Raw genomic sequence first — 25,909 nt, 5'->3', positions numbered from 1 at the left:
AGTCTTGCTGACGATCACGGCGAGGGTCGGTCTGTTTTTCAGGCCACCGTTATCGACGGGAACTACAGCACAAATGTGCTCAGCCCTGGCCGTGCCACCCAGTAGATACGGCATCAGGAGCAATTCACATGGCCAAGAACGCGGCCCCCACCTCGAACAATCTGACCGCTGCGGTCCGTACCCGGACCGGCAAGGGCGCCTCGCGTCTGGCCCGTCGCGAAGGCCGCGTGCCCGTCGTGCTGTACGGCCACGGCACCGACCCCCAGCACCTCGAGATCAACGCCCGCGAGTTCGCCGCCGTCCTGCGTAACTCGGGCACCAACGCGGTGCTGACCCTGGACATCGCCGGCAAGGAGCAGCTCGCGCTGACCAAGCAGGTCGTCGTTCACCCGATCAAGCGCAACATCGAGCACGCCGACCTGATCGTCGTGAAGCGTGGCGAGAAGGTCACCGTCGACGTGAACGTCCTCGTCGAGGGCGACGCCGCCGCCGGCACCCTGGTCACCCAGGACGCCAACACCATCCAGATCGAGGCCGAGGCGCTGTCGATCCCCGAGTCGCTGACCGTTTCGGTCGAGGGCGTCGAGGCCGGCACCCAGATCCTGGCCGGCCAGGTCGAGCTGCCCAAGGGCGTCACCCTGGTGACCGACGCCGAGACCCTGGTCGTCAACGTCGTCACCGCGCCGACTGCCGAGGACCTGGACGCCGAGGGCGCCGGCGAGGAAGAGGCCGCTTCGGGCGAAGAGGCCGCCGCCGAGGGCGAGGCGGCCGAAGAGGCCGCTGCCGAGTCGGAGTAGTCCGCTTTGGCCGAGCCACTGCTGGTGGTCGGCCTGGGCAATCCTGGGCCGCGCTACGAAACAACGCGGCACAACGTTGGATTTCTGGTTGCCGACATCCTGGCCGAGCGCATCGGCTCAGGGTTCAAGGTGCACAAGAAGTCCGGGGCTGAGGTCACCACGGGCCGGCTGGGAGGCCGGTCCGTGGTGCTCGCCAAGCCGCGCACCTACATGAACGAATCCGGTAGGCACGTGGGGCCTTTGGCGAAGTTCTACTCGGTCGCACCGGCTGATGTCGTGGTGCTCCACGACGAGCTGGACATCGACTTCGGCCGTATCCGGCTGAAGTTCGGTGGCGGCGAGGGCGGCCACAATGGCCTGCGCTCGATCGCTTCCGCCTTGGGCACCAAGGACTTTCAGCGGGTCCGCATCGGCGTCGGCCGCCCGCCGGGACGGCAGGACCCGGCCGCGTTCGTGCTGGAGAACTTCAATTCGAAGGAACGGCCCGAGTTGGGCACCATCCTCGAACAAGCCGCCGACGCAACGGAATTGCTGCTGCAGCACGGCGTCGAGGCGGCACAGAACACCGTCCACGCCTGGTAGCTGTCCGCGGCGTGAAACCACGAAAGCCCCCAAATTCCACCGAATTTGGGGGCTTTCGCGATTGTCGCGGGAAGATTATCCGCAGATGTGTTGCCGGTCAACGGCATCGGTGTAGCAGTTACGGCGGCCCTGCGCGCCCACGCGCGAGCTCTGGGTGGTGTCCTGGGTACGGATGCCCGGGGTCGCCTTGATCGCCACGCTGCCGTTGGTCTCACAGGTAGAAGTAGCTCCGGAGTCCTGACAGGTCGGGCGGGCACCTGCGACGGGCGCCATGATGCCGCTGACCGAGGCCAGGCCCACCAGCAGAGCTGCCATCGTGCGCTTGCCTTGATGAGTCATGTCACCTTCTCATTTCCGGGGAAGGCCTTCTGTCTCTCAGCCTGCCTTCTGTCCCCGCATGTTAGTTCGACTATATGTTTCAGCCATGTGACCGTGCCATGAACTCATGGCAAACTCACATGTCCGTGAGCAGCCGAAATGCGGTGACCTGGCGATCTTGGAAATACCGGTGAGGAACGTCACCGAACAGCCGAGGAACTTTCCCATGCAACGGAATTCGTGACGACCGCTGCGTGAGGGCCCTCAGCTCACGGGCAGGACGACGCCAGTGTCGGCGAGTCCGCAGCAAGAGGGGTGTTGTTCGCCGCTGCCCGGTTGAAAGCGTCGCGGCGGGCGTCCTCGACCGTCGGCCCCGCGCCGCCGGCCACGACACCGCTCGCGGGGGCGTGCACGTTGACGATGCACAACCGGTCGTTGGTGACCTCATCACTCGTGCACTGGTCGGCGCCGGCCCGGTTGCAGGCCGCGATCACCGCCACAGAAGCAGCGTGGAGGTCAGGCCCGGTCGCGGTGAAGCCGACGATGGTGCCGCCCCGCACGCCGGAACCGACCGCGGCGGCAATGTTGTTCGGCTTCCCGATCACGCCCGCTGAACCGTCAGCGCACGCGGGCACCGCGGCGATGGCGCTCACGCCGAGCACTGCCGCCAGGGCAGCCACCACACGCCTTATGAATCCGCCGGTCCTCTCGTCCGTAATTGGCGAGATTACCCGGGGTTCACAGCTTTCGCTCAGCGTAGCGAGCGATCACCACCGCACGAAAAGCGTAAAAACCCCTGATTTCCAAGGAAACCAGGGGATCTCACGTCTTCACGAAGTTATCCGGTGACGAGTTCTACCGAGTTGGCGCGACGGAGCTTGCCGGACGGGGTCTTGGGGATGGTGCCGGGGCCCAGCACGACGACGTTGCGCGGCCGCACGTCGACCTCGGTCACGACCTCGTGTGCCACCTGATGCTCGATCCGGCGCACTTCCACCGGGTCCTGCCAGGCGTTGGATTCGACTGCGACAGCGAACGTCTCGCGCGAATGGCCGGCGTCGAGGCGCACCGCGACGGCGCAGCCCGGGCGCACGCCCTCGACACGACCCGCGGCCCGCTCGATGTCGGTCGGGTAGATGTTGCGGCCCGCCATGATGATGACGTCCTTCACGCGGCCACACACCACGACGTTCTGCTCCTCGGTGATGTACCCGAGGTCACCGGTGTCGTACCAACCGTTCTCGTCCTGCGTCGGCAGGAAGCCGGCCATGGTGATGTAGCCGGGGGTCACCGATTCACCGCGCAGCTGGATGACGCCGACACCGCGCTCGGGCAGGACGTTGCCGTCCTCGTCGACGACGCGGGCCTCGAGGTCGCGCAGCAGCGGGCCCAGCGAGGCCAGGCGACGCGTGTTGCCCTTCGAGGCGGGCACGGCACGCCGCAGCGCGGCCAACAGATCGGCGTCGACCTCGTCGACGACCAGGCCGGCGTTGCACGGCGAGAACGACACGGCAAGGCAGGTCTCGGCCATACCGTAGGCGGGCAGGATGGCCGAGGCCTTCAGCCCGAACGGCTTACCGGCGTCGATCAGGTCTTCGACGTCCGCGGGGTCGACGGGCTCGGCGCCGGACAGCGCGAACCGCAGGGTGGAGAGGTCGTATTCGCCCGGCTTGGCCTGGCGGCGCAGCCGCTTGGCGAACAGCGCGTAGGCGAAGTTCGGGGCCGCCGTCATGGTGCCCTTGTACTTGTCGATGAGCTTGGCCCACAGCAGGGTGTCGCGCAGGAAGTCCATCGGCGTGACCTTGACCAGCTCGGCGCCGAAGTACATCGGGATGGTGAGGAAGCCGACCATGCCCATGTCGTGGAAGCACGGCAGCCAACTGACCATGACGTCCTTGTCGACGTCGTACTCGGCGCCGATGAACATGGCCTCGGCGTTGGAGTAGATGTTGCGGTGCGTGATCTGCACGGCTTTGGGCGATCCGGTCGAACCCGACGTCAGCTGCATCAGCGCGAGGTCGTCCTCGCCGGTCTCGACGGGGTCGATGGGCTCGGCGGCGAGCAGGTCGCCGACCTTGAGGACCTGCAGGCCCTTCTCCTCGAGCACGGGGACGGCGACCAGGAACGGCTCGGAGACGACGACGGCCTTGGCCTCGATCATGCCGATGACGTTCATGGTGTCTTCGGCCCAGACGGCCAGGTCGGTACGGGGCGTCGGCTGATGCAGCATGGTGAGGCTGCCGCCGCGCATCCAGATGCCCTGCACGGTCGGGGCGATCTCGACCGGGAAACCGGCCAGCACACCGATCTTGTCGCCGGGGCCGATGCCCGCGGCCGCCAGGCCGCCGGCGACGCGGCGCGCCCGCTCGTGGACCTCACCCCAGGTGTGGCGCACTGGCTCGTGCGGCTCACCGGTGACCATGCCCCGCTGCGATGTACGAGCGTTGTAGTACATCTTGTCGGTAAATCGGCTCACGACAACCTCCTGAGGTCAGGCGCCACTGCCCGTCGTTCCATAGTCCGTCCGGTGCCAGGCGCACATGTAGAGGCGCGCACGCACAATTCGGCCGCGGTTATATCTCGAATCGATGGCTGCACTGCCATGACTCCGGCGCTGCGCATCCGCTCACCGACACCGCCGGTGAGAGAAACCATTGCGTTCCACGCCTGGCCGCTGGCATACACCATCGATCATCTTAAGAGACTCTTAAGTAGCTAACAAACTGTTGGCCGAATTGAGTGCTGGGTCACACCCGGATCAGCCCTGCTTGCTGGGCGCCGGCACCACCCTGGCGCCGTGCACCGGGCCGCTGGCCACACGTACCGTCCGGCACACTCCGGCGCCGGAAAGCTGGGTACCGACCTCGACGGCGTCGTCGGCGGAAGCACACAGGAACGCGCACGTCGGCCCGGAACCGGACACTATGCCCGCCAGGGCGCCCGCCTCGACGCCCGCGCGCAACGTGCGCCGCAGTCCGGTGTCCAGGCTGACGGCCGCGGCCTGCAGATCGTTGCCCAGCAGCGGCGCCAGCTCACGCGGATCACCGGAGGCCAACGCGGTCAGCAACGGCTCGGGATCGTCCAGCGCCGGCGGGCCGCCCGCGCGGGCGTCTTCCCGCAGGTTGTCCAGCTCGGCAAAAACTTTCGGCGTGGACAGCCCGCCCTCGGCAAATGCCAGCACCCAATGGAAGGTGCTCCGCGCCAACACCGTGGCCAGCTGCTCGCCGCGGCCGGTGCCCAGCGCGGTGCCGCCGTGCAGCGCGAACGGCACGTCGCTGCCGAGCCGCGCGGCCAGCGCATGCAGGTCCCGCCGCGGCACGCCCAGCTCCCAGAGATTGTTCATCGCGACCAGCACGGCGGCCGCGTCGGCACTACCGCCGGCCATGCCGCCGGCCACCGGAATGGACTTGTCGATCGAGATCGCGACGTCGGGCGCGCGGCCGACATGCTCGGCCATCAGTTCCGCGGCCCGCCAGGCGAGGTTGCGGTGGTCGGTCGGCAGGCCCTCGGCACCGGCGCCGAACATCTCCACCGACAGCAGGTCGGCGTTGCGGACGGTCACCTCGTCGAACAGGGAGACGGCGTGGAACACCGTGGTGAGCTCGTGATAGCCGTCATCGCGGCAGTCCCCGACACCGAGGTACAGATTCACCTTGCCCGGCACGCGGACGGTCACCGAGCCGGTGGGCACCCACTCAGAAGCAGTGTTTCCATCCGACGTAGACACGCCACGACAGTAACGCCCGCAGCGAGGGCCACAACACCAAGTGCTGAAAAGGCCCGCCCGCCAGCCCTAGTGGGTGGCGTCGACCTGCTGCTCAGGTTCCGGAGTGGCGGCGCGCTGCTCGCGATCCAGCTCACCCGAACGCTGCAGCAGTCGCACGAAGTCGGCGATCGCCAGGGTCTCGCCCCGACGTGCCGGATCGATGCTGGCGGCCAGCAGGCGCTCGGCCGAGGCATTGCCCGAACCCGCCCACTCGGCGAACGCGTTGCGCGACGTCTTGCGCCGCTGCGCGAACGCGATGTCGATCAGGCCGAACACCTGCGTGCGGAAGCTGTCGTCGGTCGGCCACGGCGACGTCTCGTGCCGGTCGATCCGGACCAGGCCCGAGTACACCCGCGGAATCGGCCAGAACACCGTCGGCGAGACCATGCCGTAGCGCCGCACGTTGCCGAAGAACCGGACCTTGGCACTGGGCACCCCGTAGTCCTTGGTGCCCGGGTCAGCGGCGAGCCGCTCGGCGACCTCGGCCTGGACCATCACCATGACGGTACGGATGGTCGGGAATTCCGAGAGCAGGTGCAGGATGGCCGGCACCGCGACGTTGTACGGCAGGTTGGCGACCAGCGCGGTCGGCTGCTCGTCCAGGTCGGACGGCATCAGGTCGAGCACGTCGCGGTTCAGCACGGTCAACCGGCCGATCTCGCTGTGGGAGTGCTCGGCGACCGTGGTCGGCAGCTGGCGGGCCAGCACGGGGTCGATCTCGACGGCCGTCACCTTCGCGCCGCGGTCCAACAGCGCCAGTGTCAGCGAGCCCAGACCCGGGCCGACCTCCAACACGTGGGACTGCCGGTTCACCCCGGAGGCCGACACGATGCGGCGCACCGTGTTGGCGTCATGCACGAAGTTCTGTCCGAATGCCTTACGCGGCCGGAAATCAAGCTCTTTTGCCAGATGCCGGATTTCGGTTCGACCGAGTAGCCGGATCGTCATCGTGCCCCAATTCTCCCGCTACACACTGGCCAGGCACCCCAACCTTGGCGGGCTCGCGTCACTTCAGCAATCGCGATCTGCTCTTCACGTGTCGCAAGATCAGCTCTCGCAGCATAACGCAGACCACCCTGGCGCTCCCAGGTGTTCTGATCAAATTGGACTCCGCCGTAAAAACCGTTGCCGGTATTGATGGCCCAGTTGCCGGTGGACTCGCAACGCGCCAGGGCATCCCAGGCGGCGCCTTGCGTCACCGGCGGCACCTCGGTGCCGGGCTTGGCGCCAATGCGCAGGACGCCGTCGCGCGCCGGGGTCAGCACCTGGTTGGAGACCGGCAGGCGGCCGGTTTCGACACCGTTGACCGTGGCCACAGCGAACGTGACGTTCTGCGTGCCGGGCTGGCCCGGATCGTCGACCACCTTGCGGCTCATGTTCAGCGCCGGGTCAGGCACGGTGTTCATGGTCGGGGGCAGCGGCGATTCCGTGGTCACCTGCTGCAGCCGAATGCGGGTCACGTCGATCGTCATGCCCTCGGTCACCGGCGTGGCCGCCGCGGGGACGACGGTGTCGCGCTGCTCCAGTGGCACGCCTGCGGTGGCCAGCAGCCCGGCGACGTTCGCCGCGGCCAGGTGCACCTGACGCGGCACGCCGCCGTCGACGATGGTCACGTTGCGGGCGCTGACCACGGGCAACGACATGCCGGCCAGCGGCACGCGGGTGGCGCGGTCTGCCGCGACGGGCGCGGTGTCGGTCATGGAGAGCTGCTTGAGGGCGTCCTGCACGGTGGCCGCGGTGGTCCACACCTGACGCGTGCCCTGGCCGTCCAGCGAAATCTCGAGCGGGCGGCTGCGGCGCAGCACGATGTTCTCGGCGTCGTGTACGTCCTGGTCGGCTGCGGGGAACAAGTCGTCGCGCTCGCCGACCGAGAAGCCGTTCTCGGTCAGGACATCGCCGATGCGGGTCTTCATGGTCTGCACCGTCATGGGTGCGCCGTCGATGGTGAGGGTGACGGTCTTGTGGTTCGCGACGGCGAACCCTCCGGCGACGGTCAGCGTGGCGAGGAAGGCCCCGGTCACGCCACGCAGCATCGGCGAGCGCGCATCATGCAGTTTGTTCAGAACGTTCAAGGCGTCAATCCCCGTGTCTTTCGGGCCCGAGGTGGCCCCGAGCAGCGGCCGCGGTGACCGCATAAAAGCCACCTCGACCGGGTTGATCACAGAACGGTAACGAACGTCCCCGGGAGGCGGCAACTTGGACTAATGATACAGTCCATAGCTTTTCGAAGCGGTTTCCGAGGTCACCGCGGCAATTTCGGCCGCTGAAGAATCTCGGATCTCGGCCAGCGCACGGACCGTGTACGGCAGGCAGTACGACTCGTTCGGCGCCCCGCGGAACGGGTGCGGCGTCAGGAACGGCGCATCGGTCTCGACGAGCAGCAGCTCCGCCGGGATGATCGCGGCCGCCTCCCGCAGCGCATGCGCATTACGGAAGCTGACGGTGCCGGACAGGCTCATGAGCCAGCCGTGGTCGGCGCAGGTCCGCGCCATCGCGGCGTCCGACGAGAAGCAGTGGAAGATCACCGTCTCCGGAGCGCCCTCGGACCTGAGCATGTCGAGGACCTCGGCGTCGCCGTCCCGGTTGTGGATCATCAGCGGCTTGCCGACGCGTTTGGCCAGGTCGATGTGCCAGGCGAAGGCCTCGCGCTGCGTCGCTTCGTCGGCGCACCCGTCGAGCTTGCCGGGCCAGTACATGTCGATGCCGGTCTCCCCCACCGCGACCACGCGCGGGTCGGTCGCCAGCCTCTCCAGGGTGCGTTTGGCCTCGTCATCGAGGGCGTTGGCACGCGTGGGGTGCAGCGCGACGGCGGCGTAGACCCGCGGGTCGGCGTGCGCCGCGCCCACGGCCCACTCGGCGGCCTCGAGATCGTCGGCGATGGTCACGACCTTCTCGACGCCGACGGCTTCGGCCCGGTCCAGGATCACGCGGATGCTCTCGGCATCGGTCGCGCCACACGCATCCAGGTGGGTGTGGGCGTCGATCAGGCCGGGCAGTGGTTCCGGGGCGGGCGGCTTCTCTCGTTTGGCGCTCACAGCGACACCCTAAAGTGAGACCCAAATGAGTGAGCCTTTCTACATCACCACCGCCATCGCGTACCCGAACGGCGCACCGCACATCGGGCACGCCTACGAGTACATCGCCACCGACGCGATCGCCCGGTTCAAGCGGCTCGACGGCTACGACGTCCGCTACCTGACCGGCACCGACGTGCACGGCCAGAAGATGGCCGAGGCCGCGGCGACCGAGGGCATCACCGCGGCGGAGCTGGCCAAGCGCAACTCCGACGTGTTCCAGGCGCTGCAGGAGAAGCTCAACATCTCGTTCGACCGGTTCATCCGGACCTCCGACGCCGACCACTACGAGGCGTCCAAGGAAATCTGGCGGCGCATGAACGAGGCCGGGGACATCTACCTCGGCACGTACGCCGGCTGGTACTCGATCCGCGACGAGCGCTTCTTCGCCGAGGACGAGACCGAGGTGCGCGGCTCAGGCGATACGGCCGGCCGGTTCGCCATCGAGACGGGCACCCCCGTCACGTGGACCGAGGAGCAGACTTACTTCTTCAAGCTGTCGGCGTACACCGACCGGCTGCTGGCGCACTACGAAGCGCACCCCGAGTTCATCGGGCCGGACGTGCGGCGCAACGAGATCGTCAGCTTCGTCTCGGGCGGGCTGAAGGATCTGTCGATCTCGCGGACCACGTTCGACTGGGGCGTCCCGGTGCCCGATCACCCCGAGCACGTCATGTACGTGTGGGTGGACGCGTTGACCAATTACCTGACGGGCGTGGGTTTTCCGGACACCGCCGCCGAGGCGTTCGAGAAGTACTGGCCGGCGAACCTGCACATGATCGGCAAGGACATCATCCGGTTCCACAGCGTGTACTGGCCGGCGTTCCTGATGTCGGCCGGAATCGCCCTTCCGGAGCGGGTTTTCGCGCACGGCTTCATCAACGTCAAGGGCGAGAAGATGAGCAAGTCGGTGGGCAACGTGGTGGACCCCATCGCGCTGATCGATGCCTTCGGCCTGGATCAGGTGCGCTACTTCTTCCTGCGGGAGGTGTCCTTCGGCCAGGACGGCAGCTACAGCGAGGAAGCCATCATCGGCCGCATCAACGCCGACCTGGCCAACGAACTGGGCAACCTGGCGCAGCGCTCGCTGTCGATGGTGAACAAGAACCTCGGCGGAATCGTCCCGGAGCCAGGCGAATTCACCGCTGCCGACCTGGAGCTGCTGAAGCAGGCCGACGCGCTCCTCGAGCAGGTGCGGGCGCACTACGACGTGCCGGCCATGCATCTGGCACTGGAGGCGATCTGGCTGATGCTGGGTGCCGCCAACCGCTATTTCTCGGCCGAGGAACCGTGGGTGCTGCGCAAGTCTCCCGCTGAGTCGGACCAGACCCGCTTCGGCACGGTGCTGTACACGACGCTGGAGGCGGTCCGGATCGCCGCGCTGCTGGTGCAGCCGGTGATGCCGGAGTCCGGGGGGAAGCTGCTCGATCTGCTCGGGCAGGACGCCTCGGCACGGGATTTCCGTGCCCTGGGCACCAGGCTGGCACCGGGCACGGTGCTACCGACACCCGAAGGCGTATTTCCCCGCTATCAAGCGGAGACCAAGGAGTAGCGAAAAGATATGGCGCAGGACGGCTTACACGAGCGGCTGCACGACGTCTACGAGGAAGTCACCCGCCGCAACGCCGGCGAGATCGAATTCCACCAGGCCGTCTACGAGGTTCTGACGAGTCTGGGCCCGGTCGTCGACAAGCACCCGGAGTACTCCGACACCGCCATCATCCGACGGTTGTTCGAGCCGGAACGGCAGATCATCTTCCGGGTGCCGTGGATCGACGACGCGGGTGCCGAGCAGATCAACCGGGGCTTCCGCGTCGAGTTCAACTCCGCGCTGGGCCCGTTCAAGGGTGGCCTGCGGTTCCACCCGTCGGTGTACCTGGGCATCGTGAAATTCCTTGGCTTCGAACAGATCTTCAAGAACTCGCTGACCGGTCTGCCCATCGGCGGCGGCAAGGGCGGGTCGGACTTCGACCCCAAGGGCCGCTCCAAGAACGAGGTGATGCGGTTCTGCCAGTCGTTCATGACCGAGCTGTACCGGCACATCGGTGAGTACACCGACGTCCCCGCCGGCGACATCGGCGTCGGCGGCCGCGAGATCGGCTACCTGTTCGGCCAGTACAAGCGCATCACCAACCGCTACGAGTCCGGCGTCCTGACCGGCAAGGGCCTGACGTGGGGTGGCTCGCAGGTCCGCACCGAGGCCACGGGCTACGGCACGGTGTTCTTCGTCGACGAAATCCTGCGCAGCTCCGGGCAATCGTTCGACGGCAAGCAGGTGGTGGTGTCCGGATCCGGCAACGTCGCGATCTACGCCATCGAGAAGGTGCACGCGCTCGGTGGCACCGTCATCGGCTGTTCGGATTCCGGCGGGTACATCGTGGACGAGAAGGGCGTCGACCTCGAGCTGCTGAAGGAGCTCAAGGAAGTGCGCCGCGGCCGGATCTCCGAGTACGCCGACATGCGCGGCGGCGGAGCGCGATTCGTCGAGAACGACTCGATCTGGCAGTTGCCGTGCGACATCGCGCTGCCCTGCGCCACGCAGAACGAGCTGGACGGCGACGATGCGAAGGCGCTGATCGAGTCCGGCTGTCAGGTCGTCGCCGAGGGCGCCAACATGCCGTGCACGCCGGAGGCGGTGAAGCTGTTCGCCGACGCCAAGGTCGCGTTCGCGCCCGGCAAGGCAGCCAACGCCGGCGGCGTCGCCACCAGCGCGCTGGAGATGCAGCAGAACGCGTCGCGTGACTCGTGGACGTTCGAGGAGACCGAGCAGCGGCTGGCCGAGATCATGGGCCGCATCCACGACCGCTGCCTGAGTACCGCCGACGAGTACGGCCAGCCGGGCAACTACATGGCCGGTGCCAACATCGCCGGGTTCATCCGGGTCGCCGACGCGATGTCGGCCCTCGGGGTCGTCTGACGCTTTAATGTGAGCCGTGTCACACAGTGTCACGTTTTCGGCGCCGCCGGTGTCTTGAGGGCATAACCAACCCCGAAGGAGATGCAGTGATGACCGGAAACCAGAAGCCCAACCGCGTCGTCGTCATCGGCGGCGGATACGCCGGCGCGCTGGCGGCCAATCACGTCCTCATGCGCGACGACGTGGCCGTCACCCTGGTGAACCCGCGGCCCAAGTTCGTCGAGCGCATCCGTCTGCACCAGCACGCGGCCGGAAACTACAACGCCACCGTCGGCTACGACACGCTGCTCGCTGACGATGTGCGCCTGGTGGTCGACACCGCGACCCGCATCGACGCCGCCGCCCGCACCGTCGAGCTGGCGTCTGGCGACACGCTCGACTACGACTACCTGATCTACGCGGTCGGCAGCACCGGGACGGTACCGGCGTCGGTGCCGGGCGCCGCCGAATTCGCCTATCCCCTGGCCGAATTCGAGCAGGCCGAGCGACTGGCAGCGCGACTGCAGGACGTGCCGCTGTCCGCGCCGTTGGTGGTCATCGGCGCCGGCCTGACGGGCATCGAGGCGGCTTCCGAATTCGCCGAGGCCGGCCGCAACGTCGTGTTGGTCGGCAACAAGCTCGCACCGGCGATGAGCGCCCCGGCCCGCCGCTCGGTGGCCAAGGCCCTCACCAAGCTGGGCGTGACGGTGATCGAGGGCGACGTCAGCGCCGTCAGCGCCCACCGGGTGACCCTCGCCGACGGACGCTTCATCAGCAGCGCCGTGACGGTGTGGACCGCGGGCTTCGGCACCCCGGGACTGGCCGCCGCCAGCGGACTGCGCACCGACGAAGTGGGCCGGCTGCTCACCGACGAAACCCTCACCAGCATCGACGATCCGCGCATCGTGGCCACCGGTGACGCTGCCGCGCCGTCGGGTCAGCCGCTGCGGATGAGCTGCCAGGCGTCGAGCCCGCTCACCGCGACGGCCGTGGCGACCGTGCTGAGCCGCATCGCCGGCACCGAGCCCAAGCCACTCGACCCGGTGTTCGTCGGATCGTGCGTCAGCCTGGGCCGCCACACGGCGACCATCCAGATCGCGCACAAGGACGATTCGCCGACCAACTACTACATCGGCGGGCGGGTCGCGGCGAAGCTGAAGGAAGCCATCTGCAAGGGCACGCTGTGGGGCATCCGCCGGACCGCCCGCAAGCCCAGCTCGGTATTCCTCATGACGGGCGGCAAGCGTGCCGAACAGCTCGCGGAGACCGTCAGCGCATGACCGGCTCAGCCAGTGTCGCAGGGGGTGAACACGCCGAGCGGTTCACCCACCTGCGGCCACTCCTCTTCACCATCGCCTACGAAATCCTGGGCTCGGCAACGGAATCCGACGACGTCCTGCAGGACAGCTACCTGCGGTGGGCCGAGGTCGACCTCGACACGGTGCGGGACACCAAGTCCTACCTGGCGCAGTTGGTCACCCGGCAGGCGCTGAACACCTTGCGGGCCGGCGCGCGGCGCCGCGAGGAGTACGTCGGCCCGTGGTTGCCCGAGCCGCTGCTGCTCGACGAGCGCGACGCGTCATCGGATGTCGTTCTCGCCGAATCGGTTTCGATGGCGATGCTCGTGGTTCTCGAAACGCTGACGCCCGACGAGCGGGCCGTGTTCGTCCTGCGCGAGGTCTTCGGCTTCGACTACGACGAAATCGCCGGCGCCGTCGGCAAATCCGCCGCCGCGGTCCGGCAGGTGGCGCACCGGGCGCGCGAACACGTGCAGGCCCGGCGCAAGCGGTTCACGCCCGACACCGCGAAGTCCGCAGAGGTGACAGCCCAGTTCCTGACGGCCGCGGCGACCGGCGACCTGGACGGCCTGATGACGCTGCTGGCCCCGAACGTCACGTGGACCGCGGACAGCGACGGCAAGGTCAGCGCCGCCCGCAGGCCGGTGTTCGGCCCGGACAAGGTCGCGCGGCTGCTGCTGGGGCTCATGCGTGGTGTGTCGGAATTCCCCGAGGCGCGCGCCGACCTGGCGACGTACAACAACGCCCCGGCACTGGTGCTGTACCTCGGCGAGAAGCTCGAGGGCGTCATCCTGATCGAGGTCGAAGACGGCAAGATCAGCCACTTCTACGCCATGCGCAATCCCGACAAGCTCGGTGGGGTGCTGGTCGAGCGGGAGATCCGGCGGACCGTCTGACAAGCTGTGGGGCGTGCGAGTCGAGCGGTTGGCCGACCTGGGCGACGCCCCGGGGGTCTTGAGGGCTGTCGCCGACGCCGCCGGCCGCCGCGGCCTGCCACCGCCGGCCGCGCTGCTGGGTGACTGGTTCGGCGCGACGGCCGTCATCGCACCGAGCGTCGCCATCGAACCGGTGCCTGCCACCGAAGTCTTCGACGCGCCAACAGGTTCCGGCGAAGCGATCGGCGGCGGCTGGTTCGGCTACCTGTCGTACCCGGACGGCGGTCACCGGATCCCGGCGGCCGCGGGCGGCTGGTCGGACTCGGTACTGCGGCAGGATGCCGCTGGGCACTGGTGGTACGAAAGTCTCTCCGGGGCAACGCTTCCCGACTGGCTGGCCGACCTGGAACCGGCGGCGCCCGCACCGTACGCCATCGACTGGGTTGCGCCCGACCGCGCCAGCCACCGCGCCGGCGTGCTGTCCTGCCTGGATGCGATCGCCGCAGGCGAGGTGTATCAGGCCTGCGTCTGCACCCGCTTCACCGGCCGACTGTCCGGTGCACCCATCGACTTCTTCGTCGACGCGGTGAGACGGACCGCGCCCGCCCGGGCGGCTTACGTCGCAGGCACGTGGGGCGCCGTGGCGTCCCTGTCCCCAGAGCTCTTCCTGAGCCGCCGCGGCGAGGTCGTCACCTCGAGTCCGATCAAAGGCACTCTGCCCCTTGACCGTTCGCCGTCGGAGCTGGCGTCCTCGACCAAGGACGTCGCCGAGAACATCATGATCGTCGACCTCGTCCGCAATGATCTGAGCCGCGTCGCGACGACCGGTTCGGTCCGGGTACCGCAACTGCTGACGGTCGAACCCGCACCGGGCGTCTGGCATCTCGTGTCGACCGTGGCCGCGCAGGTTCCGGTCGAGACCCCGATGGCGGCAGTGCTGGACGCCACCTTCCCGCCCGCATCGGTGACCGGGACACCGAAGTGCCGCGCCCGCGAACTGCTCGCCGAATGGGAGCCCGACGACCGCGGAATCTATTGCGGAACAGTCGGTTTGGCGTCGCCGCTGGCGGGCACCGAATTGAACGTCGCGATCCGCACTGTGGAATTCGACGCCGACGGCACCGCGGTCCTGGGCGTGGGCGGCGGCATCACCGCCGATTCCGACCCCGACCGCGAATGGGAGGAGTGCCTCCACAAGGCCGCCGCCACCGTCAGCCTCGCCCTGTCCCGCGAGGGCAACTGAACCAAGGTCAGTCGCGGGACTTGAGGACCGCGTCGTAGAGCTCGCGGCGGGAAGGCGCGCCCGGGTTGTCCGCGATCACCTGCGCGCAGGCGTCTTTGACGCGCGCGCCGTCGTCGACCAGGTCCTGAACCAGCGCGACCAGCGCGTCGATGTCCGCCACCGGCGTCGCTCCCGCCAGCACCACGGTGATCTCGCCGAGTACGCCGTCGGCGGCCCACTCGGCCAATTCCGCGAGGGTGCCCCGCCGAATCTCCTCGTGTGTCTTGGTCAGCTCACGGCACACGACCGCGCGCCGGTCCGGCCCGAGCGCCGTCACTGCCTCGGCCAAGGTCTCGGCCAGCCGGCGCGGTGACTCGAAGAACACACACGTCCGCCGCTCGGTCGCGAACCCGGCCAGCCACGCCGCCCGGCCCTTGCGCGGCGCGAAACCTTCGAAGCAGAACCGGTCCGATGCCAGCCCGGACACCGCCAGCGCCGTCGTCACCGCCGACGGGCCCGGCAGACACGACACCGGCAGCCCGGCCTCGGCGCAGGCGGCCACCAGTCGGTACCCGGGATCGCTGATCAGCGGCATGCCGGCGTCGCTGACCACCAGCACGGTCTCGCCCGCGGCGATCGATTCGACGAGCCCCGCGACCCGGGAGGCCTCGTTCTGGTCGAAGAAACTGACGACGCGCCCGACGGGACGGACATCCAGCGACGCAGCCAGCGCCCGCACCCGTCGGGTGTCCTCGGCGGCGATCACATCGGCGGTGCCGAGCGCCTCGATGAGGCGGGCCGAAGCGTCGCCGGGCTGGCCCAATGGAGTGGCCGCGAGCAGCAGTCGACCAGCGTCCGCGGGCGCACCAGATACTGATGTCACACGGGACAGCCTAAGCTCGCTGACGTGACCGCCCCCGCTCTCGACGCCTCCGACGCCGAGCGCGAGGTCCCCGTGATCAGTCCGGCGCCACTGACGCCTGCCGCCGATTTCGGCCCGACCGACCGGCTGCGCGGCTGGACCATGACCGCGGTGATCACCGCGCTGGCCGTCATCACCCGGTTCCTGAACCTGGGCTCCCCGACCGACGCCGGCACCCCGATCTTCGACGAGAAGCACTACGCGCCGCAGGCCTGGCAGGTGCTGCACAACAACGGCGTCGAGGACAACCCCGGCTACGGCTTGGTGGTACACCCGCCGGTCGCCAAACAGCTGATGGCCATCGGCGAATGGATCTTCGGCTACAACGGCGTCGGCTGGCGCTTCTCCGGCGCGGTGTGCGGCGTCATCCTGGTGCTGCTGGTGGCGCGGATCGCGCGGCGCATGACGCGCTCGACGCTGCTGGGCGGTATCGCCGGGCTGCTGATCATCGCCGACGGTGTCAGCTTCGTCTCCGCCCGCACCGCGCTGCTCGACGTCTACCAGGCCGTGTTCATCGTGGCGGCGTTCGGCGCGCTCATCGTGGACCGCGACCAGGTGCGCGCTCGGATGCACGTCGCGATGACCGAAGGCCGGATCAACGAGACGGTGTGGGGCCCCCGGCTCGGCGTCCGGTGGTGGCGGTTCGGTGCCGGCGTCCTGCTGGGGCTCGCGCTGGCGGTGAAGTGGTCGGGCCTCTATTACATGGTGTTCTTCGGCCTGCTGACCGTCGCGTTCGACGTCGCGGCCCGGCGCGCGTATCGCGTACAGCGGCCCTGGCTGGGCACACTGCGCCGCGATGTCGCCCCGGGGGTGTGGGCGCTGACGTTGATCCCGGTAGGGGTGTACCTGGCGTCGTACGCGCCGTGGTTCGCGTCGGAGACCGCGATCGACCGGCACATGGAGGGCCGGAACATCGGCGACGGGCCGTTCGCGACGCTGCGCTCGCTCTGGTACTACACGCACGACGTCTACCGCTTCCACTCCGGGCTGACCAACGCCGCGGGCAATCACCACCCCTGGGAATCCAAGCCGTGGACGTGGCCGATGTCGCTGCGTCCGGTGCTGTACGCCATCGACAACAACAATGTGCCGGGCTGCGGCGCACAGTCGTGCGTCAAGGCCGTCATGCTGGCCGGCACGCCGGCCATGTGGTTCATCGCGGTGCCGGTGCTGGCCTGGGCGGTGTGGCGGACGTTCGTCAAACGCGACTGGCGGTACGCCGCCGCGCTGACCGGCTACGCCGCGGGATACCTGCCGTGGTTCGCCGACATCGACCGGCAGATGTACTTCTTCTACGCGACGCCCATGGCGCCGTTCCTGATCATCCTGATCACGCTGATCCTCGGCGACATCCTGTATCCGAGATCGACGGAACCGGAACGACGAACACTAGGGCTGCTGGTCGTGTGCTTCTACGTGGCGCTGGTGATCACGAACTTCGCGTGGATGTACCCGATCCTGACCGGACTGCCGATCTCGCCGGCCACCTGGAACCTGGAGATCGTGCTCCCGTCCTGGCGTTGACCCTGCGTCCAGGGCGCAAGAGTGCGAGTGGCGAACGCCGCCACCGCGGAGTCAACGGAAGGCTTCCGACACATCGAACGCCTGTGCGATAAGATCGCGGGGTGTCCTTGGCGGTTCAGGGTTCGCTGTTCGACCATGCCGAACGGCGCTGGCTCGGTGACGGCGCCTGGGTCGACGTCCGCGCCGGCTGGCTGACGGGCGCCGACACGCTTTTCGACGAGCTGCTGACCGCCATTCCCTGGCGTGCCGAGCAGCGCCAGATGTACGACAAGGTGCTCGATGTGCCGCGTCTCGTCAGCTTCCACGACCTCGCGCAGGACCGGGCGCCGCATCCCGGGCTGGCGCGGCTGCGGGTCCGGCTCAACGACGCCTACGCCCACGAGCTCGGCGAGCCGTTCACCACCGTCGGCCTGTGCCTGTACCGGGACGGCAACGACAGCGTCGCCTGGCACGGCGACACCATCGGGCGCAGCAGCACCGAGGACACCATGGTCGCGGTGCTGAGCCTCGGCGCGACAAGGGTTTTCGCGCTGCGTCCCCGCACCACGGGCGCCGACGGCAGGCGCACCAGCGTCCGGCTGCCGCAGGGCCACGGCGACCTGCTCGTCATGGGCGGCTCCTGCCAGCGCACCTGGGAGCATGCGGTGCCCAAGACCGCCCGCCCCACAGGGCCGCGGATCAGTATCCAGTTCCGGCCGCGCAACGTGCGCTGACTACTGGCCCCGCACCGCGGTGACCGACTTGGTCAGCAGCTCCGTCGCCTTCTGCGTGTTGACCGGCACGACTGGCTTGTCCGGCACGACGAGCGAGTTGGCGGTCACGATCACCAGGAATCGGCCGAACCCGCCGACGTAGTTGTACAGCTGACCGGCAGCCGGCTTGCCGGCCGCCACCGTCTCGAGAATGCGGTGGGTGCCCAGCGTCTTCACCCCATCGATGGGCGGGGCGGGCACCTCTTCCACCAGGCCCCGCACCCCGGCGCCGGAGAAGGCCACCTTCTTGCAGCTGTCGCCCGGATCAGCCGGCGCGATCGGCTCGGACGTCTCCACCGCCAGGATGACGAACCGGTTGCCCTGCCCTTCCGCGGTGACGGCGGTCATGTTGCCCTTGGCACCTGGGGAGACGGCCATGCCGGACGCGAACTTCGCGCAGTCCGGTGGCTCGAATTTCAGGCCCGGCGGCAGGGTCTGCGGGGCGAACGCGCGCGGGTCGATGCCCGTCGGCGCGACGGTCTTGACCTGGTAATCCGGCCCGAAAGTGCCCTTCAGGTCAAGGATTTTGGTGATGTCGGGGTCGGCGACCACCACCTGGGAGTGGGACGTGCATGCCGCCACCAGACCGGCGGAGGCCACCGCGAGCACCGTTCTGCGCATTGTGGCGAATCTACCGGGCCAACCCGTCGGCGGCCGGGATGCCCCGCACCGACCGCACCGCCGCGTCCAACAATGTCGCCGGGAGTTCGGCGGGCAGCGGCGGCGCGACGGCACCCGGGTCGGTCACCATGGTCACCGAAACCGCCAGGGTGTCGACGTACGCGATCAGAGTCGTTGCCTGCGAATGGGTTTGCGCGCCGTTCTCGACGCTCGTGGTGATGTGCGCCGTCAGGCCCAGCGTGCGGCCGTCCGCGACCTGGGGCGCATCGGTGAGGTCGACGGCCGCGCGCGCCCGGTCTGTGCTCAACGTCCAGCTGTGGCAGTCGCCGACGAGCTCGGGCGCCGGGGCGACGGCCGGCGCCGCGGTCGCGTACACGATGCCACCGGGTCCCGATGCCGACCAGCCGCGAACGCCGGCAGCCGGTGCGGCCACCAGCGCTGCACAGTCCGGCGGGTCGGCGGCCGAGCCGGCGGACATACCCCAGAACGTCGTCGGGGCGGCGGGCGCGGGCAACGCCGCGAACTCGTAGCCCCGCAGGTCTTTGGGGAGGTGTTGGCGCATCCGGCCGATCGCGGCGGGATCGGCGGGTTTCGCGGCCAACGGGGTGGTGGGCCGCGTGGGCGGGGTCGTCGATCCGCACGCGGCGCACAGCAGAACCGCTGCCGACCACGCGAGTGCGCGCATTTGCTGTTGATAGCACGGCGAACGCGCCGACCCCGGCCGATGCCCGGCGCCACGCCGATACGACTTTTGCGGACACGGCGTTGCGCCGGAAGCTGACCCAAGCGGCTTCGTCCGCCCCGTAGTCTGCAACCGACGACAGGAGACGGAAATGTTGCCGATGAGGGTTGCCGGCGTTGCGCTGGCCGTGACTGTGACTGCGCTGGGCGCGAGTGCCTGCAACTCGGATTCGAAGCCGGCGCCGTCGTCGACATCGAGCAGCGCCGCGAGCAGCAGCGCCGCGGCGGCACCGACCTCCGCGGCACCGAGCGCGCCGGCGGTTCCGAAAAAGACCATCCGGGACTACCTGCACGAGAAGAACATCACCGAGCAGCAGCTGCACCCCGGCGATCCCGGGGCCCCGACGCTGACCATGCCGCTCCCCCAAGGCTGGGTGGACGCCGGTCCACTGACGCCGAAATGGGCCTGGAGCGCAAGCAAATTCGACGACCCGGCCATGAAGGCCGACCCGCCGACCATCATCGTGCTGATCTCGAAGTTACCTGGCGCCAATGCCGACGAGGTGCTGCAGTACGCGCCCGGCGAGCTGCAGAACCTGCACAACTGGCAGGACGCCGGCACCAACTGCGAGGCCATGCTCGCCGGGTTCAAGGCGTGTCAGGTCGGCGGCATGTACAACCAGGACGGCAAGGACCGGTTGATGGCCCAGAAGACGGCGGCCATCCCGACCAAGGACGGCGTGATCGTGCTGCAGATCAACGCCAGCGGCACCAAGGAGACCATCGCGCCGCTGATGGATGCGACGTCGTCGATCGACAAGTCGCTGAAGATCACCGTGCCCTGACGGGCCTGAAGTCAGGCGCGCGAGAAGGCCGATGCCGCGGCCACCTGCTCGGCGGTCGGCCGCACCCCGGTATACCGTTCGAACTGTTCGGCGGCCTGCAGGGCGATGACCTCGGCGCCGGTGATCACCGGCACCCCGGCCGCGCGCGCCGCCCGGACCAGCGGGGTCTCCGACGGCAGTGCGACCACGTCGAACACGGTGCGCGCCTTGGCAATAACGTCCGGATCGAAGGACAGGTCGTCGACTTCGGCGCCACCGGCCATCCCGATCGGGGTGACGTTGACGACGATGTCCGCGCCGCCTGACGCGTCGGCCGCATAGCGGTACCCGAGCCGGTCGGCCAGCCGGCCGCCGGTGTCCGGGTTGCGGGCCACGATGGTGCCCGCCTCGAATCCCTTGTCCCGGAACGCCGCCGCCACCGCGCTGGCCATGCCACCGCTACCGCGGATGAGCAGCGACGCGGCCGGATCCAGGCGGTACTCGTCGATGAGCCGGGCGATGGCCAGGTAGTCGGTGTTACAGGCCGTCAGCCGGCCCGCGTCGTTGACGATCGTGTTCACCGAATTGATCACGCGCGCCGACTCTTCCAACTCGTCGACGAGCGCGATGACGTCTTCTTTGAACGGCATGGACACCGAGCAGCCGCGGATTCCGAGCGCCCGGACGCCGCCGATCGCCGCGGCAATGTCGGTTGTGGTGAAGGCCTTGTAGACGAAGTCGAGGCCCAGTTCGTCGTAGAGGTAGTTGTGGAAACGCGTACCGATGTTGCTGGGCCGGGCCGCCAGCGAGATGCACACCGCGGTGTCCTTGTTCAGCAGCGGCCGCCGCGAGTACAGCGATTCCGTCATCAGCCGACCGCCTTGATCACTTGCTGCGCCAACCTGTGGATTTCGCGATACTGCTTGTGCGACAACGACAATTGGTCCGGTTTCGGGACGTCGAATTCGGTGACGATCATGTTGCGGTCGTCGCGCTCCCAGGTGGCGCCGTAATGCTCGAGGATCTTGCGCATCGGGAAGTTGTCGGACAGCACCCGCGCGGCGAACCGCTCGACGCCCGAGCCCCGGGCCGCGGGTACCAGCGCGTCCATCAGAAAGGTGCCGATGCCCCGGCCCTGATAGTCGTCACCGACCATGAAGGCCACCTCGGCGACCGTCGGATTCTCATGCAGCCGAACGAATCTCGCGTCGGCGACCATCGGCCCGTCCGGCCCGTCGACGCCGTCGGTCAGCACCCAGACGAAGTGGTCGACGTAGTCGACCTCGAAAAGGTAGGCCATCAGCGCCGGACTGGGCTGGTAGGCCGTCTGGAACCGGCGGTAGATGGTCTCGGTCGAAAAATGGACGGGCCCCTGACGCACCCGCGGGTTGTCGCCCGGCAGCACGGGCCGCAGGTACATCTGACTGCCGTCGCTCAGCTTCACCGGAAGCGGCGTGATGAACTCCGCGAGCCGCTGCCGCGCCGTGCGCACCAGCCGCTCGGCCATACAGGGCACGTCGAGCATGGCGGTCAGCGCGTCATGTCCGCCGATCCACCCGGCCAGTGGCTCGGTGACCAGCACCGTGGCGTTGCGCGTGCCGCCGCGCAACAGGGCGATCTCACCGACGATCAGGCCCGGGCCGATGTTGTGGACGACCAGTTCGCCGTCGGGAGCGGTGTGCGTCACCCGGACGCTGCCGGCGCTGATCAGAATGAACGACGACGCGACTTCGCCCTGCTTCATCAGCACCTTGCCCGGTTCGGCCGTCAGTGGACGCAGCAGGGGCGCCAGCCGGTCGAGGTCCTCCCGACGGCAGCTCGCGAAGAACCCCAACGAAGCCAGTTCATCCGTCGTCGCTTCCGGCACGCAGGAAACGTTACCGGCGGACGGCATGCCATGTGGGGCCGTTGAGACCCGGCACTATTGAAAACTGTTTTCGACAAGCCTCCGAGTGTCGGGTATGGTCGGCCACGTCTTAATGAAAACGATTTTCACTTGGTTGACGGAGGTTCCCATGAAGGCCGGCATTCACCCCGACTACCACCACGTCGTCTTCCAGGACGCCACCACCGGGCGCACGTTCCTGACCCGATCCACCGCCACGAGCTCGCGAACCATCGAATGGCAGACCGCCGACGGCGTCCGCACCTACCCGCTGATCGTGGTCGACGTCACCTCGGACTCACACCCGGTGTGGACCGGCAAGCGGCAAATCCTGGACACCGCGGGCCGCGTCGAGAAGTTCAACCGCAAGTACGGACGCTGACCTTGGCGCGGGAATCCCCTTGCCACGACGACACATTCACCTCTCCCCCGGGCCTGACCCGCACCACCCGGCACCGGCCGCGCCCCGGGTCCCACACCCGGGGCGCGGCCACCACCGCAACCTGGGACTGGCAGCTGCATGCCCGTTGCCGCGGGCTGCCGGCCGAGGTGTTCTACACCGGTGACGACGATCGTGGCGCCCGGCGGGTCGCCCACGAAGAGCGTGCCAAACAAATCTGTCAGCGCTGTCCGGTACTGCGCGCCTGCCTCGGCCACGCCCTGGAAGCCGATGAGCCCTACGGCATCTGGGGTGCGACGACACCGAAGGAGCGCGCCGCGATACGAAGTTCACAGGCTTTTATTAGCTGATCTATCAAAACTCTCGGTACCTTGGTGTCAACATCACGACACCGACGGGAGCACCGATGGGATTCGGACCGCCACAAGGCCGGCCGACCGTCACCGACGACGAGATCACTGCGATCATGGAACCGCCGCAACGCGTCCGAACCCTGCGAAATGTGTTGGACGCCACCGGCGATGCCCTCGAACCGTTGATCGATCTGTATCGACCGTACGTCGCCGGCCTCGACCGGCTGCCGCGCGACGGCCGTTTCCTGCTGGTCGGCAACCACACCGCGTTCGGCTTCGCCGAGATCCTGCTGATGCCGTATTACACCCGCCGCGAGCTCGGAGTGCAGGTGCGCCCGCTCGCCGAGCGCGCCCTGGCACAGGCCAAGGGCTTCGGTGGCGACCTGGTCGCGGCGTACGGCGGCGTGGTCGGCCATCCCGACACCGCGCGAGAACTGATGCGGCACAACGAGACCGTGCTGTTCTTCCCCGGCGGCGGACGTGAGATGCCCAAGTTCAAAGGCGAGGAATACCAGCTGAAATGGGACGGGCGAAGCGGTTTCGCTCGGATCGCCATCGAGAACGGCTACCCGATCGTGCCGGTCGGACTGGTCGGCAGCGACGACGTCTACGCGCCCCTCTTCGAGCGCGACAGCACGCTGGGCCGGCTGAGCCAGTCCATCGGCGAGCGGTTGGGCGGACGGTCCGACATGGCGATGCCGCTGGTGCGCGGTATCGGCCCGACGCTGATCCCCCGTCCGCAGCGCATGTACCTGGAGTTCGCCGAGCCGATCAGCACCACGGCGCCGGCCGGTACGACCGATCACGCTCGGTGGGTCGAGACGGTCAAGTCCACGACTCAGCAAGCGCTGGAACAGATCTTGTCCGACCTCCAGGAAGTCCGGGCCAGCGATCCGTACCGCAGCCTGAATCCCCTGGCCTGGTCCCGGGCCGCTCAGCCACCCGAGGCCGCCATCCGCGTGGGCTGACCACGACGGCGGTGGGGAGACCGTAACGTGGGTTGCCGTCGGGCGCAGCGCTTCATGCACCCGCATGCGGCAGAAAGGCTTCGCGAGATGGCATTCACCGACTACCAGCAGCTGTCCCTGACGCGCCGCGACAACGGCGTCCTGCTGATCACCCTCGACCGGCCGGAGAAGTACAACGCCGCCGACGAGGGCATGCATGCCGAGCTGGCCAACATCTGGAAGGACGTCGCGGCCGATCCGGACACCCGGGTGGCCGTGATCACCGGCGCGGGAAAGGCATTCAGCGCCGGCGGGGATCTGGCCATGGTCGAACGCATGGCGGGTGACTACGACCGCGTCTCGCACATGCTCGGCGAGATGAGCGACCTGGTCTACAACATGATCAACTGCGACAAACCGATCGTGTCGGCCATCAACGGCGTCGCGGTCGGCGCGGGCGCCGTCGCCGCGCTGCTGGCCGATGTGGCGATCATCGCCGAGGACGCCCGGATCGGCGATGGCCACGTCAAACTCGGTGTGGCCGCGGGCGATCACGCCGCGATCATCTGGCCGTTGCTGGCCGGGACCGCGAAGGCCAAGTACTACCTGATGACGGGTGAGATGATCGACGGCGTCGAGGCCGAGCGCATCGGCATGGTCGCCAAAGCCCTTCCCCGCGAACAGGTTCTGGACGAAGCGCTGCGGGTGGCCGACGTGCTGGCCACCGGCGCCCAGCAGGCGATCCGGCTCACCAAGCGCGCACTCAACAACTGGCTGCGCCACGCCGGCCCGATCTTCGACCAGTCCGCGGCCTACGAGATGTTGACGTTCCTCGGGCCGGACGTGGTCGAGGGATATACGGCGCTGCGCGAGAAGCGGCCGCCCCGGTTTCCGTCGGCGCAGTAGACGCGGCAACCGAAATGACCTGGCAGCAGATCGAGCCCTTCCTCGTCGCACTCGCCATCGGGCTGTTGCTCGGCCTGGAGCGCGAACGCAGCCATGCCCGCAAGCTGCCAGCCGGCTCGCGTTCGTTCGCGCTGCTGTCACTGGCCGGTGCGGTGGCGGCCGGTTTCAGTCAGTGGGCTGTCGTCGCCGGATTTCTGGCTGTCGGCGCGCTCATCGCACTGGCCTATCTCCGAACCAGTGCGGAAGATCCGGGAACGACCACCGCGACAGCCGCCCTCGTCGCGTATCTCCTTGGCGCCCTCGCCTATTCGCGTCCGGCACTCGCGGTCGGCCTCGCGGTCGTCGTCGCGGGCCTGCTCGTCTCGAAGAATCGCATCCACCGGTTCGCCCGCGACATCATGACCGAGGTCGAGCTGGAAGACGCGATCAAGTTTCTCGTCGTCGCGTTCGTGATCCTGCCGCTGCTGCCGGACCGCGGACTGGGACCGTACGGCATTCTGAATCCGGAGAAGGTCTGGCTCCTCGTCGTGCTGCTCACCGGTATCGGGTGGGTGGGCTACATCGGGGTTCGTGCGCTCGGCCCGGAACGCGGCCTGCTGATCACCGGTATCGCCGGCGGCTTCGTCTCGGCGACCGCGACGACGGCGTCCATGGCCCGGCTCAGCCGCACGACACCGAGTGTGCGCGCGCCCCTGGCCAGCGCTCTGCTGGCCAGCCTGGCCACCTTCGTCCAGCTGCTGATCGTGATCGGCGTGGTCGACTCCCACGTCCTCCAGCGCCTGTGGCCACCCGTGGCCGCCGGCGCGTTGGTGCTGGTGGTGATCGCCGGGGTCGTCTACCGCGGAGCCGGTCTCGCCGAGGACAATCCGTCACCAGAGCAGGACACCGGCGCGAAAGCCGCAAGCCGACCGTTCGCCCTGCGTCCGGCCTTGATCTTGTCCGCGGTACTCACCCTCGCCCTGCTTGTCGGGCGGTGGGGCGCGGACGTGCTCGGTGCCGGCGGCACCGTGCTCGCCGCGTTCGCCGCGGGTCTGGCCGACGCGCACGCCGGTTCCGTCGCCGCCGCCAGCCTCGCCGCCAAGGGCGATATCACCGTCGACACCGCGCTGCTCGCGATAGCGGCCGCACTCGGCTCCAACCTGATCGTGAAGACCGTGCTGGCATTCACTGCCGGCGGTCGCCGGTTCGGGCTCCGGTTTCTCGCCGGGATGACCGCACCCGCCGTGGTTTTCGGCGTTGTCCTGGCCGTGACGATGACGTAGCCCG

The 25,909-nt window shown here is 68.3% G+C and carries 27 protein-coding genes; 15 read left to right on the top strand and 12 right to left on the bottom strand.

The features are described 5' to 3' along the window. The first annotated feature begins 128 nt into the window (after positions 1-128). Both ACJEIK_RS04620 and pth read left to right on the top strand, forming a co-directional pair. Positions 129-797 (top strand): 50S ribosomal protein L25/general stress protein Ctc, encoded by a 669-nt coding sequence (locus ACJEIK_RS04620; protein WP_060999258.1) that lies wholly within the window; start codon positions 129-131, stop codon positions 795-797. A gap of 6 nt (positions 798-803) precedes the next feature. Beyond that, positions 804-1,379 (top strand): aminoacyl-tRNA hydrolase, encoded by a 576-nt coding sequence (pth, locus tag ACJEIK_RS04615; protein ID WP_061010663.1) that lies wholly within the window; start codon positions 804-806, stop codon positions 1,377-1,379. A 75-nt stretch (positions 1,380-1,454) separates the two neighbouring features. On the opposite strand, the gene ACJEIK_RS04610 is transcribed toward pth, so the two are convergent. The 7 genes from ACJEIK_RS04610 to ACJEIK_RS04580 all read right to left on the bottom strand — a co-directional run bounded on the left by ACJEIK_RS04610 (position 1,455) and on the right by ACJEIK_RS04580 (position 8,498). Continuing rightward, the gene (locus ACJEIK_RS04610) at positions 1,455-1,718 is read right to left on the bottom strand and encodes a hypothetical protein (protein WP_061010661.1); all 264 of its coding nucleotides are present in this window, start codon (positions 1,716-1,718) and stop codon (positions 1,455-1,457) included. Between the two features lie 248 nt (positions 1,719-1,966). Continuing rightward, entirely contained in the window at positions 1,967-2,377 is a 411-nt protein-coding gene (locus tag ACJEIK_RS04605) for a hypothetical protein (protein WP_234785587.1), read from the bottom strand. Positions 2,378-2,535: 158 nt separating this feature from the next. Next, positions 2,536-4,173 carry a fatty acyl-AMP ligase gene (locus ACJEIK_RS04600; RefSeq protein WP_135355194.1) on the bottom strand — a complete coding sequence of 546 codons (1,638 nt, stop codon included), beginning with the start codon at positions 4,171-4,173 and terminating at the stop codon, positions 2,536-2,538. A gap of 282 nt (positions 4,174-4,455) precedes the next feature. Next, a complete protein-coding gene (locus ACJEIK_RS04595; protein WP_064859490.1) occupies positions 4,456-5,424 on the bottom strand; it encodes a 4-(cytidine 5'-diphospho)-2-C-methyl-D-erythritol kinase in 969 nt (322 codons plus the stop codon). Between the two features lie 66 nt (positions 5,425-5,490). Further along, entirely contained in the window at positions 5,491-6,411 is a 921-nt protein-coding gene (gene rsmA / locus ACJEIK_RS04590; protein WP_135355195.1) for a 16S rRNA (adenine(1518)-N(6)/adenine(1519)-N(6))-dimethyltransferase RsmA, read from the bottom strand. Continuing rightward, complete coding sequence (locus ACJEIK_RS04585; RefSeq protein ID WP_060999293.1) at positions 6,408-7,535, bottom strand: resuscitation-promoting factor; 1,128 nt, start codon at positions 7,533-7,535, stop codon at positions 6,408-6,410. Before ACJEIK_RS04585 ends, rsmA begins: the two co-directional genes overlap by 4 nt. Positions 7,536-7,664: 129 nt before the next feature. Then, positions 7,665-8,498 (bottom strand): TatD family hydrolase, encoded by an 834-nt coding sequence (locus tag ACJEIK_RS04580; RefSeq protein WP_409431120.1) that lies wholly within the window; start codon positions 8,496-8,498, stop codon positions 7,665-7,667. A 25-nt stretch (positions 8,499-8,523) separates the two neighbouring features. Here ACJEIK_RS04580 and metG point away from each other — a divergent pair, with 25 nt between their 5' ends. The 5 genes from metG to ACJEIK_RS04555 all read left to right on the top strand — a co-directional run bounded on the left by metG (position 8,524) and on the right by ACJEIK_RS04555 (position 14,849). Beyond that, a complete protein-coding gene (gene metG, locus ACJEIK_RS04575; protein WP_061010660.1) occupies positions 8,524-10,089 on the top strand; it encodes a methionine--tRNA ligase in 1,566 nt (521 codons plus the stop codon). A gap of 9 nt (positions 10,090-10,098) precedes the next feature. Next, positions 10,099-11,454, top strand: a complete 1,356-nt coding sequence (gdhA, locus tag ACJEIK_RS04570) for an NADP-specific glutamate dehydrogenase (RefSeq protein WP_060999274.1) — start codon at positions 10,099-10,101, stop codon at positions 11,452-11,454. Positions 11,455-11,543: 89 nt separating this feature from the next. Then, a complete protein-coding gene (locus ACJEIK_RS04565) occupies positions 11,544-12,713 on the top strand; it encodes an NAD(P)/FAD-dependent oxidoreductase (RefSeq protein WP_060999275.1) in 1,170 nt (389 codons plus the stop codon). Beyond that, complete coding sequence (locus ACJEIK_RS04560) at positions 12,710-13,627, top strand: RNA polymerase sigma-70 factor (RefSeq protein WP_060999278.1); 918 nt, start codon at positions 12,710-12,712, stop codon at positions 13,625-13,627. Before ACJEIK_RS04565 ends, ACJEIK_RS04560 begins: the two co-directional genes overlap by 4 nt. Before the next feature lie 13 nt (positions 13,628-13,640). Next, positions 13,641-14,849, top strand: a complete 1,209-nt coding sequence (locus ACJEIK_RS04555; protein WP_060999280.1) for an aminodeoxychorismate synthase component I — start codon at positions 13,641-13,643, stop codon at positions 14,847-14,849. 7 nt (positions 14,850-14,856) lie between these two features. On the opposite strand, the gene rsmI is transcribed toward ACJEIK_RS04555, so the two are convergent. Next, positions 14,857-15,711: a 16S rRNA (cytidine(1402)-2'-O)-methyltransferase gene (rsmI, locus tag ACJEIK_RS04550; protein WP_060999281.1), complete on the bottom strand. Its 855-nt coding sequence runs from the start codon at positions 15,709-15,711 to the stop codon at positions 14,857-14,859. A gap of 24 nt (positions 15,712-15,735) precedes the next feature. Between rsmI and ACJEIK_RS04545 the strand changes: the two genes are divergently transcribed. Continuing rightward, positions 15,736-17,274: a dolichyl-phosphate-mannose--protein mannosyltransferase gene (locus ACJEIK_RS04545; protein ID WP_133427940.1), complete on the top strand. Its 1,539-nt coding sequence runs from the start codon at positions 15,736-15,738 to the stop codon at positions 17,272-17,274. Positions 17,275-17,375: 101 nt separating this feature from the next. Beyond that, on the top strand, positions 17,376-17,987 hold the full coding sequence (locus tag ACJEIK_RS04540; protein WP_060999285.1) for an alpha-ketoglutarate-dependent dioxygenase AlkB family protein: 612 nt from the start codon (positions 17,376-17,378) through the stop codon (positions 17,985-17,987). Here ACJEIK_RS04540 and ACJEIK_RS04535 read toward each other — a convergent pair whose 3' ends face one another. Together ACJEIK_RS04535 and ACJEIK_RS04530 are read right to left on the bottom strand one after the other, a co-directional pair. Continuing rightward, positions 17,988-18,647 carry a DUF5642 family protein gene (locus ACJEIK_RS04535; protein WP_061010658.1) on the bottom strand — a complete coding sequence of 220 codons (660 nt, stop codon included), beginning with the start codon at positions 18,645-18,647 and terminating at the stop codon, positions 17,988-17,990. 10 nt (positions 18,648-18,657) lie between these two features. After that, positions 18,658-19,332 carry a DUF5642 family protein gene (locus ACJEIK_RS04530; protein WP_061007395.1) on the bottom strand — a complete coding sequence of 225 codons (675 nt, stop codon included), beginning with the start codon at positions 19,330-19,332 and terminating at the stop codon, positions 18,658-18,660. Positions 19,333-19,480: 148 nt separating this feature from the next. On the opposite strand from ACJEIK_RS04530, the gene ACJEIK_RS04525 reads away from it, so the two are divergent. After that, the gene (locus ACJEIK_RS04525; RefSeq protein WP_064859501.1) at positions 19,481-20,173 is read left to right on the top strand and encodes an LpqN/LpqT family lipoprotein; all 693 of its coding nucleotides are present in this window, start codon (positions 19,481-19,483) and stop codon (positions 20,171-20,173) included. A gap of 11 nt (positions 20,174-20,184) precedes the next feature. Here ACJEIK_RS04525 and ACJEIK_RS04520 read toward each other — a convergent pair whose 3' ends face one another. Both ACJEIK_RS04520 and ACJEIK_RS04515 read right to left on the bottom strand, forming a co-directional pair. Beyond that, positions 20,185-21,021: a shikimate 5-dehydrogenase gene (locus tag ACJEIK_RS04520; protein WP_135355198.1), complete on the bottom strand. Its 837-nt coding sequence runs from the start codon at positions 21,019-21,021 to the stop codon at positions 20,185-20,187. Continuing rightward, entirely contained in the window at positions 21,021-22,046 is a 1,026-nt protein-coding gene (locus tag ACJEIK_RS04515) for a GNAT family N-acetyltransferase (protein WP_135355199.1), read from the bottom strand. Before ACJEIK_RS04515 ends, ACJEIK_RS04520 begins: the two co-directional genes overlap by 1 nt. Before the next feature lie 121 nt (positions 22,047-22,167). On the opposite strand from ACJEIK_RS04515, the gene ACJEIK_RS04510 reads away from it, so the two are divergent. From ACJEIK_RS04510 to ACJEIK_RS04490, 5 genes are all read left to right on the top strand, one after another. Then, positions 22,168-22,419, top strand: coding sequence for a type B 50S ribosomal protein L31 (locus ACJEIK_RS04510; protein ID WP_061007399.1), 252 nt, complete (start codon positions 22,168-22,170; stop codon positions 22,417-22,419). 2 nt (positions 22,420-22,421) lie between these two features. After that, positions 22,422-22,787 carry a WhiB family transcriptional regulator gene (locus tag ACJEIK_RS04505; RefSeq protein ID WP_244602166.1) on the top strand — a complete coding sequence of 122 codons (366 nt, stop codon included), beginning with the start codon at positions 22,422-22,424 and terminating at the stop codon, positions 22,785-22,787. Positions 22,788-22,843: 56 nt separating this feature from the next. Then, a complete protein-coding gene (locus tag ACJEIK_RS04500; protein ID WP_135355200.1) occupies positions 22,844-23,758 on the top strand; it encodes a lysophospholipid acyltransferase family protein in 915 nt (304 codons plus the stop codon). A gap of 87 nt (positions 23,759-23,845) precedes the next feature. Continuing rightward, positions 23,846-24,643: an enoyl-CoA hydratase/isomerase family protein gene (locus ACJEIK_RS04495; RefSeq protein WP_061007401.1), complete on the top strand. Its 798-nt coding sequence runs from the start codon at positions 23,846-23,848 to the stop codon at positions 24,641-24,643. 14 nt (positions 24,644-24,657) lie between these two features. Beyond that, positions 24,658-25,905, top strand: a complete 1,248-nt coding sequence (locus ACJEIK_RS04490) for an MgtC/SapB family protein (RefSeq protein WP_135355201.1) — start codon at positions 24,658-24,660, stop codon at positions 25,903-25,905. Positions 25,906-25,909 lie beyond the last annotated feature (4 nt).

Origin of the sequence: Mycobacterium sp. SMC-16, assembly GCF_046250085.1 — a bacterium.
Lineage (GTDB): Bacteria > Actinomycetota > Actinomycetes > Mycobacteriales > Mycobacteriaceae > Mycobacterium > Mycobacterium phocaicum.
The sequence above is the reverse complement of the archived record's forward strand: the minus strand, read 5'-3'. Positions and strand labels throughout refer to the sequence as shown.

Excerpts from the sequence above, each read along its gene's own strand:
- ACJEIK_RS04620 (WP_060999258.1), top strand. The coding sequence starts at position 129 with ATGGCCAAGAACGCGGCCCCCACCTCGAACAATCTGACCGCTGCGGTC.
- ACJEIK_RS04610 (WP_061010661.1), bottom strand. The coding sequence starts at position 1,718 with ATGACTCATCAAGGCAAGCGCACGATGGCAGCTCTGCTGGTGGGCCTG.
- rsmA (WP_135355195.1), bottom strand. The coding sequence starts at position 6,411 with ATGACGATCCGGCTACTCGGTCGAACCGAAATCCGGCATCTGGCAAAA.
- metG (WP_061010660.1), top strand. The coding sequence starts at position 8,524 with ATGAGTGAGCCTTTCTACATCACCACCGCCATCGCGTACCCGAACGGC.
- gdhA (WP_060999274.1), top strand. The coding sequence starts at position 10,099 with ATGGCGCAGGACGGCTTACACGAGCGGCTGCACGACGTCTACGAGGAA.
- ACJEIK_RS04565 (WP_060999275.1), top strand. The coding sequence starts at position 11,544 with ATGACCGGAAACCAGAAGCCCAACCGCGTCGTCGTCATCGGCGGCGGA.
- ACJEIK_RS04560 (WP_060999278.1), top strand. The coding sequence starts at position 12,710 with ATGACCGGCTCAGCCAGTGTCGCAGGGGGTGAACACGCCGAGCGGTTC.
- ACJEIK_RS04535 (WP_061010658.1), bottom strand. The coding sequence starts at position 18,647 with ATGCGCAGAACGGTGCTCGCGGTGGCCTCCGCCGGTCTGGTGGCGGCA.
- ACJEIK_RS04530 (WP_061007395.1), bottom strand. The coding sequence starts at position 19,332 with ATGCGCGCACTCGCGTGGTCGGCAGCGGTTCTGCTGTGCGCCGCGTGC.
- ACJEIK_RS04525 (WP_064859501.1), top strand. The coding sequence starts at position 19,481 with ATGTTGCCGATGAGGGTTGCCGGCGTTGCGCTGGCCGTGACTGTGACT.
- ACJEIK_RS04520 (WP_135355198.1), bottom strand. The coding sequence starts at position 21,021 with ATGACGGAATCGCTGTACTCGCGGCGGCCGCTGCTGAACAAGGACACC.
- ACJEIK_RS04515 (WP_135355199.1), bottom strand. The coding sequence starts at position 22,046 with ATGCCGTCCGCCGGTAACGTTTCCTGCGTGCCGGAAGCGACGACGGAT.
- ACJEIK_RS04510 (WP_061007399.1), top strand. The coding sequence starts at position 22,168 with ATGAAGGCCGGCATTCACCCCGACTACCACCACGTCGTCTTCCAGGAC.
- ACJEIK_RS04500 (WP_135355200.1), top strand. The coding sequence starts at position 22,844 with ATGGGATTCGGACCGCCACAAGGCCGGCCGACCGTCACCGACGACGAG.
- ACJEIK_RS04495 (WP_061007401.1), top strand. The coding sequence starts at position 23,846 with ATGGCATTCACCGACTACCAGCAGCTGTCCCTGACGCGCCGCGACAAC.
- ACJEIK_RS04490 (WP_135355201.1), top strand. The coding sequence starts at position 24,658 with ATGACCTGGCAGCAGATCGAGCCCTTCCTCGTCGCACTCGCCATCGGG.